General features: G+C 60.1%; 12 protein-coding genes and 1 other RNA gene. 5 read left to right on the top strand and 8 right to left on the bottom strand.

Annotation, left to right across the window (positions count from 1 at the left end; translation table 11 throughout):
- Window positions 1-246: 246 nt before the first annotated feature.
- From tkt to H5T64_04005, 4 genes are all read right to left on the bottom strand, one after another.
- Window positions 247-2,268 carry a transketolase gene (gene tkt / locus H5T64_04020; GenBank protein ID MBC7263508.1) on the bottom strand — a complete coding sequence of 674 codons (2,022 nt, stop codon included), beginning with the start codon at window positions 2,266-2,268 and terminating at the stop codon, window positions 247-249.
- A gap of 9 nt (window positions 2,269-2,277) precedes the next feature.
- Complete coding sequence (glk, locus tag H5T64_04015; GenBank protein ID MBC7263507.1) at window positions 2,278-3,261, bottom strand: glucokinase; 984 nt, start codon at window positions 3,259-3,261, stop codon at window positions 2,278-2,280.
- 16 nt (window positions 3,262-3,277) lie between these two features.
- Complete coding sequence (gene gnd, locus H5T64_04010; GenBank protein MBC7263506.1) at window positions 3,278-4,174, bottom strand: decarboxylating 6-phosphogluconate dehydrogenase; 897 nt, start codon at window positions 4,172-4,174, stop codon at window positions 3,278-3,280.
- Window positions 4,175-4,316: 142 nt separating this feature from the next.
- On the bottom strand, window positions 4,317-8,321 hold the full coding sequence (locus H5T64_04005) for a 5'-nucleotidase C-terminal domain-containing protein (protein MBC7263505.1): 4,005 nt from the start codon (window positions 8,319-8,321) through the stop codon (window positions 4,317-4,319).
- 420 nt (window positions 8,322-8,741) lie between these two features.
- Here H5T64_04005 and H5T64_04000 point away from each other — a divergent pair, with 420 nt between their 5' ends.
- The 5 genes from H5T64_04000 to mtnP all read left to right on the top strand — a co-directional run bounded on the left by H5T64_04000 (window position 8,742) and on the right by mtnP (window position 13,331).
- Entirely contained in the window at window positions 8,742-10,028 is a 1,287-nt protein-coding gene (locus tag H5T64_04000) for a S41 family peptidase (protein ID MBC7263504.1), read from the top strand.
- Window positions 10,021-11,220: a S41 family peptidase gene (locus H5T64_03995; GenBank protein MBC7263503.1), complete on the top strand. Its 1,200-nt coding sequence runs from the start codon at window positions 10,021-10,023 to the stop codon at window positions 11,218-11,220. The genes H5T64_04000 and H5T64_03995 overlap by 8 nt, the downstream gene beginning before the upstream one ends.
- A gap of 2 nt (window positions 11,221-11,222) precedes the next feature.
- Complete coding sequence (smpB, locus tag H5T64_03990) at window positions 11,223-11,693, top strand: SsrA-binding protein SmpB (protein MBC7263502.1); 471 nt, start codon at window positions 11,223-11,225, stop codon at window positions 11,691-11,693.
- Between the two features lie 240 nt (window positions 11,694-11,933).
- Window positions 11,934-12,350: a transfer-messenger RNA gene (ssrA, locus tag H5T64_03985) on the top strand.
- A gap of 117 nt (window positions 12,351-12,467) precedes the next feature.
- On the top strand, window positions 12,468-13,331 hold the full coding sequence (gene mtnP, locus H5T64_03980; protein MBC7263501.1) for an S-methyl-5'-thioadenosine phosphorylase: 864 nt from the start codon (window positions 12,468-12,470) through the stop codon (window positions 13,329-13,331).
- Between the two features lie 216 nt (window positions 13,332-13,547).
- Here the strand turns inward: mtnP and H5T64_03975 are convergent, their stop codons facing one another.
- The 4 genes from H5T64_03975 to H5T64_03960 all read right to left on the bottom strand — a co-directional run bounded on the left by H5T64_03975 (window position 13,548) and on the right by H5T64_03960 (window position 18,070).
- Entirely contained in the window at window positions 13,548-13,769 is a 222-nt protein-coding gene (locus H5T64_03975; protein ID MBC7263500.1) for a hypothetical protein, read from the bottom strand.
- 30 nt (window positions 13,770-13,799) lie between these two features.
- Window positions 13,800-14,309 (bottom strand): molybdopterin-guanine dinucleotide biosynthesis protein B, encoded by a 510-nt coding sequence (mobB, locus tag H5T64_03970; protein ID MBC7263499.1) that lies wholly within the window; start codon window positions 14,307-14,309, stop codon window positions 13,800-13,802.
- 77 nt (window positions 14,310-14,386) lie between these two features.
- A complete protein-coding gene (gene mutS, locus H5T64_03965) occupies window positions 14,387-16,963 on the bottom strand; it encodes a DNA mismatch repair protein MutS (GenBank protein ID MBC7263498.1) in 2,577 nt (858 codons plus the stop codon).
- Between the two features lie 135 nt (window positions 16,964-17,098).
- On the bottom strand, window positions 17,099-18,070 hold the full coding sequence (locus tag H5T64_03960) for a sugar kinase (protein MBC7263497.1): 972 nt from the start codon (window positions 18,068-18,070) through the stop codon (window positions 17,099-17,101).
- Window positions 18,071-18,104 lie beyond the last annotated feature (34 nt).

The raw sequence follows: 18,104 nt of genomic DNA, 5'->3' as shown, positions 1-18,104 counted from the left end.
CTACAATGGCGACACAACAAAGAAGGTCCGGCTTTGCACAAATGTGATAGAATATCACATCTGTGAATAGTATATCACCATTGGCCCATTTTGTCAATAGGTTTTTCCTTAAAATTTCCTCAATTTTAGCCCATTTGAATGGTAGAATTCTGTCTCCGAATGAGTAACCTCTGGCAGATGCCAGAGGTTACTCTCTCCCCTGCCCGCTGCACGGGCAAAGTGGCGTTTTCTTCCCGTGTTATTATGTCAATATCTGGGTTGGAGCCAGGCCAATATCCGTCCCGCCACTTGCTCTGCGGTGAAGCCGAATTTCTCGGCCAGCACCTTATACGGCGCCGAGGCCCCGAAATGCTCCATCCCAATCACCAGCCCCTCCGGCCCGGTGAAGCGGTGCCAACTCTCAGGCCGTCCCGCCTCGATGGCCACGATCCGTTCCGGTGGCACGGGCAGGACCTGACGGCGATAGGATGTCGGCTGCTGCTCGAACAGTTCGATGGAGGGCATGGACACGACACGCACCGCAAGGCCTTTCTCTGCCAGGATCGCCTTCGCCCCCAGGGCCAGCGCCACTTCTGACCCGCTGGCCAGGAGGATGAGGTGGGGCTGCCCACCCCCCACATCGGAGAGGATGTATCCGCCGCGCCACACCGATTTGGGGTCGAAATCCATCTCTCGCGCCAGCACCGGCACCGTCTGCCGGGTTAGCAGGAGGGCAGTTGGGCCACTGGTGTGTCGCAACGCCCAAGCCCAAGCCATGGCCACCTCCACCCCATCGGCCGGGCGGAACACGGTGAGGTTGGGTATCGCCCGCAGTGCCGCCGCCTGTTCGATGGGTTGGTGGGTGGGCCCATCCTCACCGAGGAGGAAACTATCATGGGTGAAAATGTAGATCACCTGCAGACCCATCATCGCTGCCAGGCGAATGGCAGGTCGCATATAGTCGGAGAAGACGAGGAAAGTGCCGCCGTAGGGGATCAGCCCGCCGTAGAGGGCCAGGCCATTGAGGATCGCCCCCATACTGTGCTCACGCACGCCGAAGTGGAAGTTCCGCCCTGAGAAATCATCGCGGCGGATGACCCTAGCGCCTTGGATGGCGGTGAGATTCGATGGCGTCAGATCCGCCGAGCCGCCCACCAGGCCGGGCACGAGCCTCGCTGCCCGCTGGATCACCGCGCCGGAGTGCGCCCGTGTCGCCGCTGGATTGGGGGAAATGGCAGCCAGCAGTTGGGTCTCCAGGTCGTCGGGCAGCGCTTTGGTCATCTGGCGGTCCCACTGCGCTGCCAAGTCGGGGTGCGCTTGTCGCCAGGAGGCGAAGCCGCGCTGCCATGCCTCATACTCGGCTTTCAGTTCGGCTACCCTATCGGCAAACAGCCGTCGCACCTCTTCTGGGATATAGAAACTCGGCTCCAGCGGCCAGCCGAGGTTCATCTTTGTGGCGGCGGTCTCCTCCGGGCCGAGTGGTGCGCCGTGGGCCTCGGCGGAATCCTGCTTGTGAGGGCTGCCCCAGGCGATGTGCGTGTGGGCCACGATGAGCGTTGGGCGGGTTGTCTCTGCCTGCGCCTCCTCGATAGCAGCGGCGATGGCAGCATAGTCATGTCCATCTATGTGGATCACGTGCCATCCGTAGGCCTCGAAGCGTCGGCCGACGTCCTCGGTGAAGGTCAGGTCTGTTGATCCATCAATGGTAATGCGATTGCAGTCGTAGATATAGATGAGATTGCCCAGGCCCAGATGTCCGGCCAGCGAGGCTGCCTCGGAGGCAATCCCCTCCATCAGATCGCCATCGCTGACGATACCATAAACCCGGTGGTTCACGACGGCGAAGTCGGGGGTGTTGAATCGCGCCGCCATCATTTTGGCGGCGATGGCCATCCCTATGCCGTTGCCGGAGCCCTGGCCCAGTGGGCCGGTGGTGGTCTCCACGCCCGGAGCACAGCGATATTCGGGGTGGCCCGGCGTCATACTCTCCCACTGGCGGAAGCGCTTCAGTTCTTCCAGTGGCAAATCGAAGCCAGCAAGATGCAAAAGCGCGTAGAGCAACGTCGCGCCGTGTCCGGCGGAGAGAACGAAGCGGTCGCGATTGGGCCAGGCGGGATCTTCGGGATGAAAGCGCAAGTAGCGGCTCCAGAGAACAAAGGCATAATCGGCAGCGCCCATCGGCATGCCCGGGTGTCCTGATTTGGCCTGTTCGACAGCGTCCACGCTCAACATGCGGATGGTGTTGGCGGCCAGCCGGGCCAGTTCCGGGGAAATGGATTGGGTAGTCATATCTACCCCCTACATCTCAGAAGCCCAGCGCGCTGCGCCCAGAAGCGCTGCTTGCTCGTTCAAGATGACGTACACTGGGATGCGCGGCATAAAGGGCTTGAATCGCCCTTTGTTGACGAAGGCATTCATGAAAGTGCCATCGCTGAGTTTATCGAGTATCTTGGGCGGGATACCGCCGCCTACGTACACGCCGCCCGTTGCCAGGGCCTTGAGGGCTAAGTTCCCTGCTTCCGCGCCCAAGATTTCCACCATAATGTGCAGCGTCATCACGCACAACTCGCACTCTTTGGCCAATGCAGCCCGGGAGATCACCGCATTGGGGTCCTTGCTTGCTGCCAAGCGTTCGGCCAGCCACTGCGGCTCCTCGGCGTAACCCGAATCCTTCAGGAAATTGTAGATATTCATCAGGCCCAAGCCGGAGGCCACCCGCTCGTAACTCACGTGGTCAAACCCTTTGCGTTCGCGGAGATACTCCAAGAGTCTGATCTGCATTTCGTTGGCGGGTCCGAAATCCGTGTGCCCGCCCTCAGAGGCGGAGGGACGGTACCTCTCGCCATCCCAGAACAGGATGGCCTCGCCCAGTCCCGTGCCCGGGGCGATGACGGCCATGTTTCCACCCTCCTGCCGTATTCCCTGGTTGAGGACAAACAGATCCTTAGGTTGAAGGATGGGCACGGCGTTGGCCGTCGCCTCGAGGTCATTCAGCAACTTCACCTTGGCGATGCCGCAGTCCCGCTCCAGGCCTCGCTCGTTGAGTGCCCAAGACAGGTTCGTGATGCTGGACTCGCCGCCCACCACAGGGCCCGCCACCCCGAAGCAGGCGCCCTGGATGATAACTCTCTCCTGGGCCAAGAATGCGCGCACCACGGCGGCCAGACTCGGGTGCCTCTGGCTCTCGAACGTGCGCAACGCCACCTGGACCAATTGACCTCCCTCTGATTTGTAAAGCGCCAGATGGGTTTTCGTTGCACCCACATCCCCAGCGAGTATCATAGTAAATCCTCCTTCGTTATGTCATCTTCACGGGGTGTCCACCGAATTCTCGGCGCAACGCGGCGATGACCTTGGCGGCAAAAGATTCGTCTTGCCGCGAGCGGAAACGCATCAGGAGCGCCAGGGCGATCACGGGTGCTGGCACATTCAAGTCCATGGATTCCAGCATTGTCCAGCGCCCCTCGCCCGAATCTTCCACGTAGCCGCGGATGGAAGCCAAGTCTGGCTCCTTCTCAAAGGCGCTCTCTGCCAATTCGAGCAGCCAGGACCGCACCACACTGCCGTGGTTCCACAGGCGCGCTACCGCTGCCAGGTCCAAGTTGTACGGCGACGCTCTGAGGATCTCGAAGCCCTCGGCATAGGCCTCCAACAGACCGTACTCGATGCCGTTGTGCACCATCTTGACGAAGTGCCCGGCCCCGCTGGGGCCTACATAGGCGTAGCCTCCCTCGGAAGCCAGGCTCTTGAAAATGGGCTCCAGGTGTCTGAACACCTCTTCTTCCCCACCGACCATCAGGCAATAGCCAACCTTCAGCCCCCAGATACCTCCGCTTGTGCCCACATCGAGGAAGTGAATCCCCCGCTCCTGGAGCATCGCAGCACGGTGAACCGAATCCTTGTAATAAGAGTTGCCGCCGTCCATCAGGATGTCGCCTTCAGAAAGGGCGGGAAGAAGCGCTTCGATGGCCTCGCCCACCGGATTGCCTGCTGGCAGCATGAGCCAGATAGCCCGCGGCGGGGCCAGTTTTGCAGCCAGTTCTGACAGTGAGTACACGCCCTCGGCCCCCTCCCCTTCCAATTCGCGGGTCCTGTCCGGCGTGCGATTGTAGACGACCACCCGGTGCCCACCCCGGAGGAGGCGGCGCGCGATACTGCTCCCCATTCGCCCCAGCCCTACGATTCCTAGTTCCATCGGTTGCCCTCCTGGCAGCATTATAGCCCATTATCCTGGAAGGCCGAAAAATGCCCACAAAAAGGCCGATGGGGCGCGAAGCCCCATCGGCCTGGGATGGGCGGGCTAAGAAGTGTGTGGCGGTCTACATTCCGCCTTTACCCTACTCCCCGCATCCGCTATGTTGCATGATGTTGCCACCGTACAGGGCCGGCCAGACGTAGTGGAACTCGATGCCGTTCGGGTTGTTCGGCGACGGGATGCCGAAGCGGTTCAACACGGACGGACCGATGTTGCTAGCCTCCGGACATGGCGGAGTGAACCAAACCATGTAGCCGAGTTTGATCTGGTCCACCAGGTCGGCCAGTTCGTTCCGGTATGACAACGCCCAGTAGCCCGTGCTGGGGATGGCCACATTCGCGGACACCTCTTGCCAGATGTCGTAGTCTTTGCCGGACACCCAGCCCGCCGTCTCCACCTCAGGATCGCCCTCTTGCCACGGCCTGTAGGCATAGAGGCGCATTCTGCCTGGGGACGGGTTGTTACCAGTATCCTGGTACAGCCCGCTGAAGACATAGAGTTCGTTGAGGTTCAGCACAGCATTGGGTCGCAGATTGCCAGACCAGACAGGGACGCCGTTGGACACCAGGGTGATAGCCAATGGCTTGCCGACCGTGTCCACGGTGTACGGGCCGAAGACGTAGGTCCAGAAGTCATAGCCGGGTGGGCCTGCCCACTTCTTCGAGAACTCGTGCTTGGGCTCGCCGATCATGGGCACTTCGGTCCCGCCGACGTAGAGTTCTACGAAGTCGGTGCAGAGCCCGCAAGGTGCCCCGGTCGTCGAGGGGCGCTCGAAGCGGGCGCCGAAGTACACCTTGGTCATATCACTCTGGTCGAAGAAGGCACCGACAGGCCCGGAATAGGTGTGGACCGTGGGGCTGGCATTGCACGGCGGCCCGGCGAACAGGATGCGGCCCTCTACCTGCGGCGAGATGGGCGTGTGCGCCTTGATGTAGTCAATGACCGCATCGCGCACGTAGTACTGGGTGTCGTAGATGATCTGGTCCAGCGGCCAGATGGAAACGCCCTCATCGCTGTAGGAACAGGCACCCGCCGCCAGATAGTTGACGGTGGAGACGTTGTAGTAGGTGTCCGCATCGTTGAAGTCCACCGGCACCCCGTTGACGCGCAGCCACACTACGTTGTCCCCAGACTCAGGCGTTTCAGGATCGTAGTTGATCTGCCCACCGGAAGAGATGTCCAGGAAGCAAGTGGTGTAGCGGGCTCGGCCCTGGCGCCACAGATCGTAGTTGTAGAAACTGCGCTCCAGGACGCGCTTGAGTTGCGGGCCATTCATGCGCATGACCACCAGAGAGTTCTCGTAGGGCATCAGGGTGAACATATTGCCCACGGTTAGAGTCCCAGCCGGGACATACTGGTTGGTCATCGCGCCGGACAGGTGGAAGTCCACCGGGATGCCAGCCTGCTCCAGGACCCACTTGGAGGCATCGGCCTGCAGGTTGGCGGCGGCAGTCTCCTCGTAGAACGCCGTCCGGGCATCCAGGTCCACCAGGCTCTCGCCGATCACCGTGCTGGTGTAGGCATTCAGTTCGGCCACGTATGGCTCCATCAGCGCCTCCAACTCGGGATCAGGCGGTAGCAGGCCAGCCGGCAGCAGCCGACCCTCGCGGAGGACGATCTCATAACTGTGGCCGGTCTCCTTGAAGCCCACAGTGACCTTGCCCAGGTAGTAAGCATGGCGCTCGGCCTGGGCGATCAGCGTGCCCTCGGGGTTGATGTCGGAGGTGACCAGCACCGCCGGGTCGAGTTTCGTATGGCTGTGGCCGCCGATGATGACGTCAATGCCGGCCATGTTTTCGGCTATAAAGACATCGGTGTCCTCGGGCCTGGATCCCTCGTAGGGAGCGTAGCCCAGGTGGGTCAGTGCCACCATCAGGTCGGGATTCTCATCCGCCAGTATCTGGGGCACTAGGGTTTGCGATGTCTCGAACCCGCCCACGAAGGTCAAGCCCTCGATGTTGCTGGGTAGTTCGTAGGAGGGCACCCGCGGGTTGGTCAGGCCGTAGACAGCGACCTTGAGGCCTTCCACGTCGAAGGTGACGTAATCCTGCACGTTGTCCTCGATGAAGCCATAGCGGCCGTCATCGCTAACGTTGGCGGCTACAAACGGGAAGTTCGCCTGCCCAAGTGCCTTGGCGAAGGTCTCGCGCCCGAAGTTGTACTCATGGTTGCCAATGGTGGAGACATCATAGCCCATCAAGTTCATGGCTGCCATCATGGGGTTAGCCAGAGTGGTCTCCCCACCGGGCGTGGGACCGGGTGCATTCCGGAAGTAGAAGGCGAAGGCATTGCCCTGGATAGTATCGCTGGCACTCATCAGAAGAGCGTTGGGGTTCTTGGCCCGCTCGTGCTTGACCAACGAGGCAATGTAGGGCAAACCAATGGGGTTGCCGCGGTAGGTATCGGTGTAAGCACGCCCGTGCTCGTCGTTGGTGTGCAGGATGGTTACCACCTTGTCCAGTTGGACGATGCGATCCTCCACTTGGTAGTCAATGGGACCGACGTTCTCATTGTACCAATGGATGTACTCGTTGAGCCCTTCCTGCATATCGTAGTAGGTATCCCAGCGGTTGGTGCCTTCGATAAAGGTGACCCAGCCGTCCCCACCAGGGGCCAGGAAGTTGTTGGTAACAACGCGGTAGGTCTTCTTGTAGTCCAGCGGCTCGCCGTTCACCATCACCCCGTAAGCGCCCCAGGCGGTGGGCGAAGCGCAGCTGCAATTATTGTACCAGTACCAGGTGACGCCCGAGGACTGGAGGATGCCCTTATACAAAGTGGCAGCCTGATCCAGCAGGGCCTGGATCTGCCAACCGGTCAGATCCATCAGGTAGAGGGTGTTAGCGAAGGGCAGGACGTTGAAGGTATCGCCCCAGGTGATGGTGTAAGGCAGCGTAGCACCCTCGGGGATGACGATGTCCGCACGCAGGCCACCGGGGTTGGTGAAGGCAATGTCCACCGAGCCGTTGACTTCGCCATCATCGTACTGATCCGCCTTCCACCGCATGCTATCGGCCACCAGGTCGCCAATGTTCGACTCGCCGTTGTAGTTCCGCACCAAGCTGACGTTGGTGTAGCCCACCGGTTGCTGGAGGACGGGAGCCACCACGCTGGCCCAGTAGGCTACTCGATCCGCCACTGCCGGGTCGGGGGTGAGGGTGTTGTTGATGGTGATTAACTCGTAACTGTCAACAGTTAGTTTCTTGGTCGCGGGATCGACAGTCGCGTTGACCCGCCCCAGCCAGCGGCCGTAGTATCCGGCGCACACGATGGCCGTGTTGCCGACCATTGTCGGAGTCGAGAGGGCCTGATGTTGGTGCCCGCCAATCATCAGATCCACGGGCTTGCCAGCGTCGATCAGTTCCTGGGCCACGGTCTTGAGGCCCTTGTAGGGGCCGCTATCCTCTGTGCCCATGTGGGCCAGGACGATCAAGGCGTCGGACTGGGCCTTGACCTCGTCGTAGTAGTGGAGAACGGTCTCGGTCAGGTCTTTGAACACCAACCCCTCCGTCGTGCCTTTGAGGGTGACCAGCGGGGTCTCGTCGGTGGTCAGGCCGATGACACCCAGGCGCACCTCGTTGCCTGGTTCGCCCAGGGTCAGGATGACGTACGGCTGGGTCCAGGTGGGGTGGTCCCATTCGGTGCCCTCGAGGACGATGTTGGCGCTCACCCAAGGGAAGGTGGACTGCGCGGTGCGCTGCATGAGCACATCCTGTCCCTTGTCGAACTCGTGGTTGCCGTAGGCGGCGACATCGTAGCCGATCATATTGTAGATGTCAATGGCGCTTTCGCCCAATAGCAACTGGGAGATGGGCGCTGCGCCCAAATAGATGTCGCCGGCGTCCAATAGGGCCACGTTGGCCGCGCCGACTTCGGTGCGGATCTCGTTGATCTTGCCCGCCATGTAGGCGGAGCCGCCTCGACCCCTATAGTCGGTTTCCAGATAGCCGTGGAAGTCATTGGTGTGGAGAATAGTGACTTGTTTCTGGAGGCTGGCCTCGCCGTGCGCGGTCAGTGCGAGGACAAAGAAGACCGCCAACGTGGCGAAGATAAGCGAAGTAACCAATATTCTTTTCGTGGAACTCGACATCTTCCCTCCTTCGGAATTTCGTCTCTCATCCACTCAGATTTGTTCCCTTGAACCGATTTGTGTGACCGAATCTCACCTCCTTCTGGGCGGATATTGTGGAATTTGCCACGCAGTTGAAGTTTCGAGCACGGAGTATAGTTGTTCGGGAGCGTAAGACGAGAAGTACTTTGCCTATCCGGTGTGGCGTTGAAGCAATTTTATTTTATCACACTTCTCTCATCCTGTCAATAATGTTTTTGGTTAAAATTGCAAAAGAACTATTATGTAAAATTATGTCGCTGGTCTTCAGATTTTCTTGGCTCTCCCCGCACTCTTGACCGTCCTCACGCCTGTGTGGGGATTGACGTCAAGTGGCGCCGTTTGGTCGCCGCTATTTGTTGTGCTACAATTTCCATAGATTAGCGAGCAGAAGGATGGGCGATGATAGAGTCGGAGCGCGGTGTTTGGCGACAGTGGATATGGCTATTGATTGCCTTCGCGGTGTGCTCTGCGGTGATCTTCGGAGCAGGGTTTGCACTGGGGCAGATTCTCTCCCCAGGCACGCGCTACCCTGTCGGCAACACTCCGGTGGAGCAACAAGACAACTTCCGCGTATTCTGGGAAGCCTGGCATATCGTAGAAAGCGATTTCTACGCCCGCGAGTCCTTGGACTACAAGAATATGACCTACGGGGCCATCGAGGGGATGTTGAAATCCCTCGGCGACCCGTTCACCACCTTCGTGGAGCCGACACAACACCGGCTGGAGCAGGATGCCTACCAGGGCAAATTCGGTGGCATTGGCGCGCTCATGGGCACCGACGAAGATGGCCGGATCATCATCTCCTCGTTGCTGGAGGGCGCGCCGGCGGAGCGGGCGGGGCTGAGGGCCGGAGATGTGGTGTTGGCTGTGGATGATACGGATATTGCTGGCTACTCCATAGAGGAAGCGGTGATCCTCGTCCGTGGCCCTGTGGGGACAACCGTGCGCCTGCGTATCGAGCGGCCTGGCGAGCCAGAACCCCTGGTGTTCGAAATCGTGCGCCAGGAAATAGACCTGCCCACTGTCAACTGGCGCGTGCTCGAAGACGGCATCGGCTATATCCAGATCACGATGTTCAGCGATGCCACGCCACGGGAGTTACGGCGTGCGCTGGAGAGTCTCCAGGGCGAAGATGCGTCGTCCGTTGTCCTGGACTTGCGCGGCAACCCCGGCGGGCTGGTCAACTCTGCTGTGGCGGTAACGGGAGAATTCCTGCGCGGCGGGCTGGTGCTGCGGGAGCGGACTTCCTCGGACGAGGAGACGCGGTATTCAGCCCCTCTGGATGGGAAGGCAGTGGACTGGCCCCTGGTGGTACTGGTGGACGGTGGGACTGCCAGCGCTGCCGAGATCGTTGCCGGGGCCATCCAGGATTATCATCGCGCCCTGCTGGTTGGGCAGAGGACCTTCGGCAAAGGTTCAGTGCAAAGCATCCACGAACTGAGTGATGGTTCCAGTGTGCACGTTACCATCGCCCGTTGGCTCACCCCAAACGGGCATGAGATCAATGGCCAGGGTCTGACCCCGGATGTGGTGGTCGAAACCAAGGCGGAGGACCTGGCGGCGGGTCGAGACCTACAATTGGAAGAGGCAATTTCTCTCCTGCGCACTCAAGGCGTTTCCTCAAGCAGCCGGCCTTTCTCCGATTGGGCAGAGTTTATTCCTGTGATGGTGGGTTCGTATGGATAGAATGAGAAAGTGGATCACGGTTAGTTTCTTCGTCACACTGGCGGCTGTCATGATCTTTGCCGCCGGTTTTGGTGTGGGCCGCTACTCCTCGCCAGCATTGGGGTACGTGGCGAATGATCTCCCGGCGGAGCAACAGGCCCGTTTCCGCGTGTTCTGGGAGGCCTGGCGCATCCTCGAAAATGAATTCTATCACACCGAGCCGCTGGATTACCAGGAGATGATCTATGGTGCGACCAAGGGGTTGGTTCGCTCCCTTGGCGATAGCCATACCACCTTTTTGACGCCGACCGAGTCCCGGATTTTCAGTGAGGACGTGCAAGGCACTTTTGAGGGCATCGGCGCGGAAATTGACGAGAGAGATGGGCACTTCGTGATCGTGCGCCCCCTGCCCAACTCTCCCGCCGAGCGCGCGGGCTTGCGCCCCAACGATGAGGTGCTCCAGGTGGATGGTGTCTCGGTGGAGGGCCTGGAACTGATCCATGTGATCGCCCTGATCCGCGGGCCACGGGGTACGGTGGTGCGCCTGCTCATCCTGCGGGAGGGCGAGCCGGAGCCATTCGAAGTGTCCATCCGCCGTGAAACCATCGAGATGGCGACGGTGGAGAGCGAGATACGCCCGGATGGGATCGCCTACTTGCGCCTTTACGAATTCAACGATGCGGCCAGCGAGCGCATAGAGGCTGCTTTGCGCAATCTGATGAGCCAAAAGCCGAAGGGCCTGATCCTCGACTTGCGTGGCAATCCCGGTGGCTTCCTGCACGTCGCTCAGCGGCTGGCCAGCCAGTTCTTGAGCGATGGCATCGTCCTGATCGAGCGAGACCGCGATGGTCACGAGACCCAACATCCGGTGAAGAAAGGAGGGCTGGCCGTCTCGGTGCCCTTGGTGGTATTGGTGGATAGGGGCACGGCCAGCGCATCGGAAATTGTGGCCGGTGCGCTGCAGGACTACGGCCGCGCGGTGCTCATCGGCGAGCGGACTTTTGGCAAAGGCTCGGTGCAGAAGGCGTTTATGCTCAGCGATAGTTCCTCGCTCCGGGTGACGGTAACCCACTGGTATACGCCCAAAGGCCGCCAGATTGAGGGACAGGGTCTAACGCCCGACATCGAAGTGAAACTGACCGACGAGGACCTGGAGGCGGGCCGCGATCCCCAACTCGACCGCGCGGTCTCTTACCTGTTATCTGGGAAGTGAATGTGGCCATTAAGACCATCGCCGTCAACCGAAAAGCGTATCACGATTATGCCATCCAGGAGACCCAGGAGGCGGGGATTGTCCTGACTGGCACGGAGATCAAGTCTATCCGCCAGGGCCGGGTGAACCTGCGCGATAGTTATGTCATCATCCGGGATGGCGAGGCCTGGATGGTGAACGTTCATATTTCCCCTTATGCCCAGGGCAGTCGCGAGAACCCCAACCCGCGCCGGGATCGAAAACTCCTCTTGCACCAACGGGAGATCGCCCGCCTGGCGAGCCGAGTACAGGAGAAGGGACTGACCATCGTGCCCTTGCGCCTGTACCTGAAGGACAACCGGGCCAAGGTGGAGATTGGGCTGGCCAAGGGCAAGAAACTTTATGACAAGCGGGCGGCGAAGGCAGAGCGCGAGGCCGACCGCGCCATCCACCGGGCATTGAAGGCGCGCCGCGCTGGGGAACAGGACGAGTAAGGGTGTAGTTGACTTTCTTACGTTCCCCAGCAGTCGTTCCCCAGCAGTCGTTCCCCAGCAGTTGCACTGCGGGTCGCTTTGGCAACGTACGCGGCAGTACAACTGCCGCTGAACGATGGGCAGGGCAACTGCCGCTGAACGATGGGCAGGGCAACTGCCGCTAAACAAGCCGCGCTGGGGAGCAAGACAAGTAAGCGCGGTTTGACGTATTTCGGCGGATGCGCTATAATAATATCGCCTGGGGATGACAGGTTTCGACAGGTAGGGCTGGCTGTAGAATGCAGGCCGAGGCGCCCCCACCTCGTGAATCAGGGGCAAAACAAGAAGCGGCAAAACCGCACGAACTCCGGCGTATGCGTACGCCATGGCTGCGTAAAGCAGTCGTAGCGATCACGTAAGCGCCACGGTCGTCTGAGCACGACCTCGCTTGCCCCGGCTTTCCTCCGCCGGGCCGGGAGCGGGCGTCATAACAGACGGAGTGCGGCTGCCCCGATGTCAGTGAGGGCAGCCAAAGAGGGTCAACCCCTACTGACTGGCCCGACTGTCGCTCAGTCGGTTGAGGGATGGTCGGGCGAGAAAGAAGGGAACCGACTAAGCCTGTAGCATTTCTGCGGTCGAACTATCTGGACGCGGGTTCGATTCCCGCCATCTCCACCAAATGAGAGGGCCTGTGTGGTAAAGCCATACAGGCTTTTTCTTTGTCTGATTCGGCTTGCGTTTGGGACGGTCTGCGTTATAATATGGCGCTATAGAATCCATCGAGGAGGCAAAACTATGGAGCCAGTCAAACTGGGCATCATTGGCGGGAGCGGCGTGTACGATATGGAGAAACTGCGCGATGTGCAGGAGGTCAAGGTCAAGACCCCCTTCGGGGACCCCAGTGACGCGATCGTGGTCGGCACGCTTTCGGGACAGCGGGTCGCTTTTCTCCCCCGTCACGGGCGCGGGCACCGTATCTTGCCGACCGAAGTCAACTCCCGGGCCAATATCTATGCTCTCAAGTCGCTGGGTGTGGAGCGCATCGTCTCCATTTCCGCCTGCGGCAGCATGCGCGAGGATTATCACCCTCGGGACATCGTGATCCCCGATCAGATCTTCGACCGCACCAAGGGTCGTCCGGCGACCTTTTTTGGCGAGGGGCTGGTGGTACACATCAGTTTCGCGGACCCCTTCTGCCCGCAGTTGAGCGAACTGGTTTACCAGGCGGCGGTGAAGACCGGGGCGACCGTTCATAGGGGTGGCACTTTCATCACCATCGAGGGGCCGCAGTTCTCCACCAAGGCGGAATCCCGCATCTACCGGCAATGGGGCGTGGACATCATCGGCATGACTGCTTTGCCGGAGGCCAAACTGGCCCGTGAGGCGGAGATCTGCTATGCCACTATGGCCCACGTGACGGACTACGACGTGTGGCACGAGACGGAGGAATCGGTGACGGTGGCCATGTTGATCGAGAATTTGCTGGCCAACGCGGCAGTGACCAAGCAGGCCATCGAGTATCTGGTCGCCTCCCTGCCAGAGGAGCGGTCATGCGAGTGTGGCAACGCCCTGGCCACTGCCATCATCACCCAGCGGGATGTGATCCCCGCGGAGACCCGGCGGAAATTGGATTTGCTGGTGGGGAAATACCTGAAGTAGCCCCCTCCCCCTTTGTGAACTTCCCCCCACAACGAAAATGAAACGAGAGCCTTCGGTCGTAAGACTCTCGTTTCAATTTCTCTTTATTCTTCGGTGAAAGGCAGATGGATCAGGAGCGGTGACTCAGAAATCTTATTTCGCATAGCGAAGGGCTATTTCAAGAAATAAGAGAGGAAAGAGGCCTGTTTTGGGCAATGTGACTATGCGAAATAGGCCTCACTCCTCAACCTCACCCCCTTCTTCCGGCCATTCCACCTCGTCCCCTAATCCGCCTTCCTCTTCCCAATCCTCTATCTCCTCGCCCTCCTCCAATCCAAACAGGGCGCGCTCCTCCATCGTCATACAGCCCAGGTCGGGGTCGTATTCGATTTGGCGGGCACGGCAAAACCCATCCCGCCAGTATTTGCAGTCCCCCTGCCAACACCGAACCACCGTCATCGCCTACCTCCCGTCCGTCTACATCGGGCTCTATGCCTCCTCAGATGTCAGACCGCGCCGCAGAAACCGTTCCTCCAACAAATCTGCCACTCCCGCCGCATCATCGAGGTCAAACTGCGGCACATTCAGTGAAAACGGTTGATCCGTCACCAGGGCGAACAATTCCCCCTCCTCGCACAGGAGTTCCCGCCCCTTCTCCCGTCGCGACACCTCAATTTTCGGCTTGTCGCCCTGCTTATATCCCTCCGTCAGCACGATGTCCACATCCGGGAGCAGGCCCACCACCTCGTCCAGGCTCAGTTCTGCCCTCACCCGTCGTATCATGGCCATGCGTTGGGGCGAGGAGATGGCCACTACGTCAGCCCCGGCCATGGCGTGCCGCCAAGTGTCTTTGCCAGGATGATCTATCTCGAAGTCATGGCGGTCGTGCTTCACTGTAGCCACTGTATAGCCGCGGCGCTTCAACTCCGCAATCAGTTTCTCCAGAAAAGCGGTCTTGCCGACACCCGATTTGCCTACTACGGAGACCACCGGCTTCATTAGTACCCTCAGTGAGATGCGATTTCTCTGCTCTCAATATAGCAGAAAGATGCAAACAACACAATACCCCCAAGGGGTTATTTTTCCGACTGGAGTTTTTTCTGCAATTCGTACAGTTTGTTCAGTGCCTCCAGCGGCGACAAACTCATCACATCCAGCCGCCGCAGTTCCTCCAGAACCGGGTGATCGGCAGCGAAAAGGGGCAATTGCTGCGCTTGTCCTGCCGGACGCGGCGGAAGTCTGCGGATGGGCACCCGCTCTGCTTCGCGCTCCAACTGAGCCAATATCTCCTCCGCCCGATGCACCACTGTTCGAGGCAGGCCCGCCAATTGAGCCACGTGGATGCCGTAACTGCGGTCCGCGCCACCCGGGACGATCTTGCGCAGGAATATCACTCGGTCGCCTTCCTCGGCCACTGCTACATTATAATTGCGCACCCGAGGCAAGATATCTGCCAATTCGGTCAGTTCGTGGTAATGGGTAGCAAACAAGGTCTTGGCTCGCAGGCGAGGGTGATTGTGAATGTACTCCACCACTGCCCAGGCGATGGAAATACCATCATACGTGCTGGTCCCACGCCCGATCTCGTCCAAAATGAGCAGGCTCTTGTTAGTGGCATGGTGCAAGATATTCGCCGTCTCGATCATCTCCACCATGAATGTGCTCTGGCCAGCGCTGATCTCATCTTGGGCCCCCACACGGGTGAAGATGCGATCCACCAGGCCGATAGTGGCGGCATCAGCAGGGACGAAGGAGCCGATCTGGGCCATCAGCACGATCAACGCCACCTGGCGCAGGTAGGTGGACTTCCCGCTCATATTGGGCCCCGTAATCACCAGGATCTCTTCATCGGGCGACAAACGCGTGTCATTGGGCACAAACGGTTCCTCGCGCATCGTCAGTTCCACCACCGGGTGCCGCCCGGCGATGATCTCGATGCTGTCACCGTCTGTGAGGACGGGTCGGGTGTAGTTATTGCGTCGGGCCACCTCCGCCAAAGCACTATAGACATCCACCAGGGCGATATTCCGCGCCGTCTGCAGGATTCGGCTCCCCGCGGCCCCCACCTGCTCGCACACCTGGCGGAAAATCTGCGCTTCCAGTTCGGCCATGCGTTCCTCGGCGTTGAGGATGAGTGCTTCCTTCTCCTTCAGTTCGGGGGTGATGAAGCGTTCTGCGTTGACCAAGGTCTGTTTGCGCACGTAATCAGCGGGGACTTGCGCCAGATTGCTCTTGGTCACCTCGATGTAATAGCCGAAGACCTTGTTGTAGCCCACTTTGAGGGATTTAATACCCGTTCGCCGGCGTTCCGTCGCCTCGAGGCTGGCCACCCATACTTTGGCGTCGCGGGCGGCGGCCGCAATACCATCCAGTTCAGCGGAGAAACCGGGCGCGATCACACCGCCGGCAGCGATGGTGGCCGGGGGCTCAGGGACGATGGCCTGAGAAATCAGAGCCACCACGTCGGGGCAAGGATCCAGTTCACCCAGCGGGATCACCTCGCGATCCATCTCCCGCAGGGCGGAGAGTAGTTCCGGCACTGCTTCCAGCGAGGATTTGAGGGCAATCAGGTCACGTGGCCCAGCGATATTCCCCAGCACACGGTTGATGAGCCGCTCCAGGTCACCGATGCGTTTGAGAACGGCGATGACTTGGAGGCGCCGCGGAGTGTCCTGGTAGAAAGCATCCACCGCCGAGAGGCGTTTTTCCAAGGCCTGGAGATCGAGCAGGGGCTGGTTCACCCATTGGCGCAGCAGTCGCCCACCCATAGGCGTTACCGTATCGTCCAGCACGCCCAAGAGCGAGCCCTTCACTGCGCCGGTACGGATGGTGGCGGTCAGTTCCAGATTGCGCCGCGTGGCTGCATCCAAGTTCATGAAACTCGCGGTGGAATACGTGGAGAGTCCAGTAACTTGGGCCAGCGCGCCCTTCTGCATCTCCTTGAGGTAGTGGATAATTGCGCCTGCCGCCCGTACCGCCAGCGGTAACCCTTCACAGCCGTATCCAGCCAATGAAGCCACCCCGAAATGCTCCAGCAACGCGCGGCGGGCGTTCCCCTCCTCGAAATGCCAGCCCTCGTATTCGCTGATGTGCATAGTGTCGCCCAAAAAGGCAACCAGCGGGCTATCTTCCATCACCAGGCATTCCGCCGGGCTCAGGCGCTCCAGTTCCTGCCGCACCTGGGTGAGCACCTCTCCATTCAACTGGGTGGTGCGAAATTCTCCCGTCGTTATGTCAATGTAAGCCACGCCCGCCCGGTCGCCATCTACCACAGCAGCGGCCAGATAGTTATTGCGCTTGGCATCCAGCAGCGCCGGCTCCACCACCGTCCCCGGGGTGATCACCCGCACCACCTCGCGCGACATCAACCCCCGAGTTGCCTCGTCGGCCACCTGCTCCACCAAAGCCACCCGGTGTCCGGCGTTCACCAGGCGGGCGATGTAGCCCTCCACGGCGTGGTGAGGCACCCCCGCCAATGGCACGCGCTGGCCCTTCCCCACCGGCCGCGAGGTCAACACAATGTCGCACACCTGGGAGACGATTTTCGCATCTTCGTCAAAGGTCTCGTAGAAATCGCCCAGGCGGAATAGAACGATCGTATCGGGGAACTGCTTCTTGATCTGGAGATACTGCCGCCGCATCGGCGTGGTCATGGGTGTAACTCCTATCTTATGGGAAGTATAGCCGCATGGGGTCAGGAGTGTCAAACCACGCTTCAGACTTAACCAGTGGTAATAAACAATCGAGGCCACCGGTTTCACCAGTGGCCTCGCATCCCTAGCGCTTGCTCAATGGCCCCGCGCGGCCAGAAACGCCTCCACCTCCGCCAGAGTAGGTGCAGTTTGGGTGCCGCCCACCCCCTTGAGGGTGAGCGCGGCCGTGGCCGCGGCGAACCGCGCCGTGCGCTGGATGTCCCAGCCGGCCAGGACGCTGTACAGTACCCCGGCGTCGAAGGCATCGCCTGCACCAATGGAATCCGTAACCTCCTCCATAGGGAAGGCTGGCTGATGCACGACCTGCTCCTTCGTCACCAGCAGCGCTCCCTCTGCCCCTTTCTTGATCACCACCAGGCCAGGGCCAGCCACGCCAATTCTCCCGGCTGCTTCCTCCAGGGATGAAATCCCGGTGATGGCCTGTGCCTCCGATTCATCACAGAAAACGATGTCCACATAGGGCAGCAAGCCCTCCAGAAGGTGCATCCAGGTTCCGTCCACTGGCACCAGGGGGAACTGAGTGTCCACAGAAGTGATCAGACCGTATTCCTTCGCCTTTCGATATAACTTCTCGGTTGGCTCGCCCCAGCGTTGAGGATAGTGCAAGTATCCGCCGCAATGCAACAACCTGGCCGTGCGCAGGTGTTCTTCCTGCATCGGCGAGAGTTCGGCAGGCCAAGGGGCATGGGTCGCCAGGCGCCCTGTCAACGGCCGTTTGCGGCTCCCGAACAGGAGCATATAGATGCCAATGCCCGAACGAGCGTCTTTCTCCACGGTGATAGCCTGGGTACCCACCCCCTCAGCCTGGAGTTGGCGGAGGATCCATTCGCCGAAGATGTCGTCGGCCACCGAGGAGAGCAGGCTCACTCGCAACCCCAGTCGTGCCAGATCCACGACACAGTAGCCCACCGAGCCAGCCGCAGTCAGTTCCACGGTAGCAGGGCTCACCCACTGGGTCAGGGCTTCGATATCCCTAGGAGCCTCACCGATAATGATGAGATCCACGTTGAGAGTGCCCACCGCCACAACATCTAACGTCTTTTCCATCTCTCCCCCTCACCGCTCACGCATCACGTATCAC

Source organism: Chloroflexota bacterium (assembly GCA_014360825.1).
Lineage (GTDB): Bacteria > Chloroflexota > Anaerolineae > UBA2200 > JACIWT01 > JACIWT01.
The sequence above is the reverse complement of the archived record's forward strand: the minus strand, read 5'-3'. Positions and strand labels throughout refer to the sequence as shown.

Bases quoted from the DNA above. Each gene is read 5' to 3' on its own strand.
- tkt (MBC7263508.1), bottom strand. From the start codon at position 2,268: ATGACTACCCAATCCATTTCCCCGGAACTGGCCCGGCTGGCCGCCAAC.
- glk (MBC7263507.1), bottom strand. From the start codon at position 3,261: ATGATACTCGCTGGGGATGTGGGTGCAACGAAAACCCATCTGGCGCTT.
- gnd (MBC7263506.1), bottom strand. From the start codon at position 4,174: ATGGAACTAGGAATCGTAGGGCTGGGGCGAATGGGGAGCAGTATCGCG.
- H5T64_04005 (MBC7263505.1), bottom strand. From the start codon at position 8,321: ATGTCGAGTTCCACGAAAAGAATATTGGTTACTTCGCTTATCTTCGCC.
- H5T64_04000 (MBC7263504.1), top strand. From the start codon at position 8,742: ATGATAGAGTCGGAGCGCGGTGTTTGGCGACAGTGGATATGGCTATTG.
- H5T64_03995 (MBC7263503.1), top strand. From the start codon at position 10,021: ATGGATAGAATGAGAAAGTGGATCACGGTTAGTTTCTTCGTCACACTG.
- mtnP (MBC7263501.1), top strand. From the start codon at position 12,468: ATGGAGCCAGTCAAACTGGGCATCATTGGCGGGAGCGGCGTGTACGAT.
- H5T64_03975 (MBC7263500.1), bottom strand. From the start codon at position 13,769: ATGACGGTGGTTCGGTGTTGGCAGGGGGACTGCAAATACTGGCGGGAT.
- mobB (MBC7263499.1), bottom strand. From the start codon at position 14,309: ATGAAGCCGGTGGTCTCCGTAGTAGGCAAATCGGGTGTCGGCAAGACC.
- mutS (MBC7263498.1), bottom strand. From the start codon at position 16,963: ATGACCACGCCGATGCGGCGGCAGTATCTCCAGATCAAGAAGCAGTTC.
- H5T64_03960 (MBC7263497.1), bottom strand. From the start codon at position 18,070: ATGGAAAAGACGTTAGATGTTGTGGCGGTGGGCACTCTCAACGTGGAT.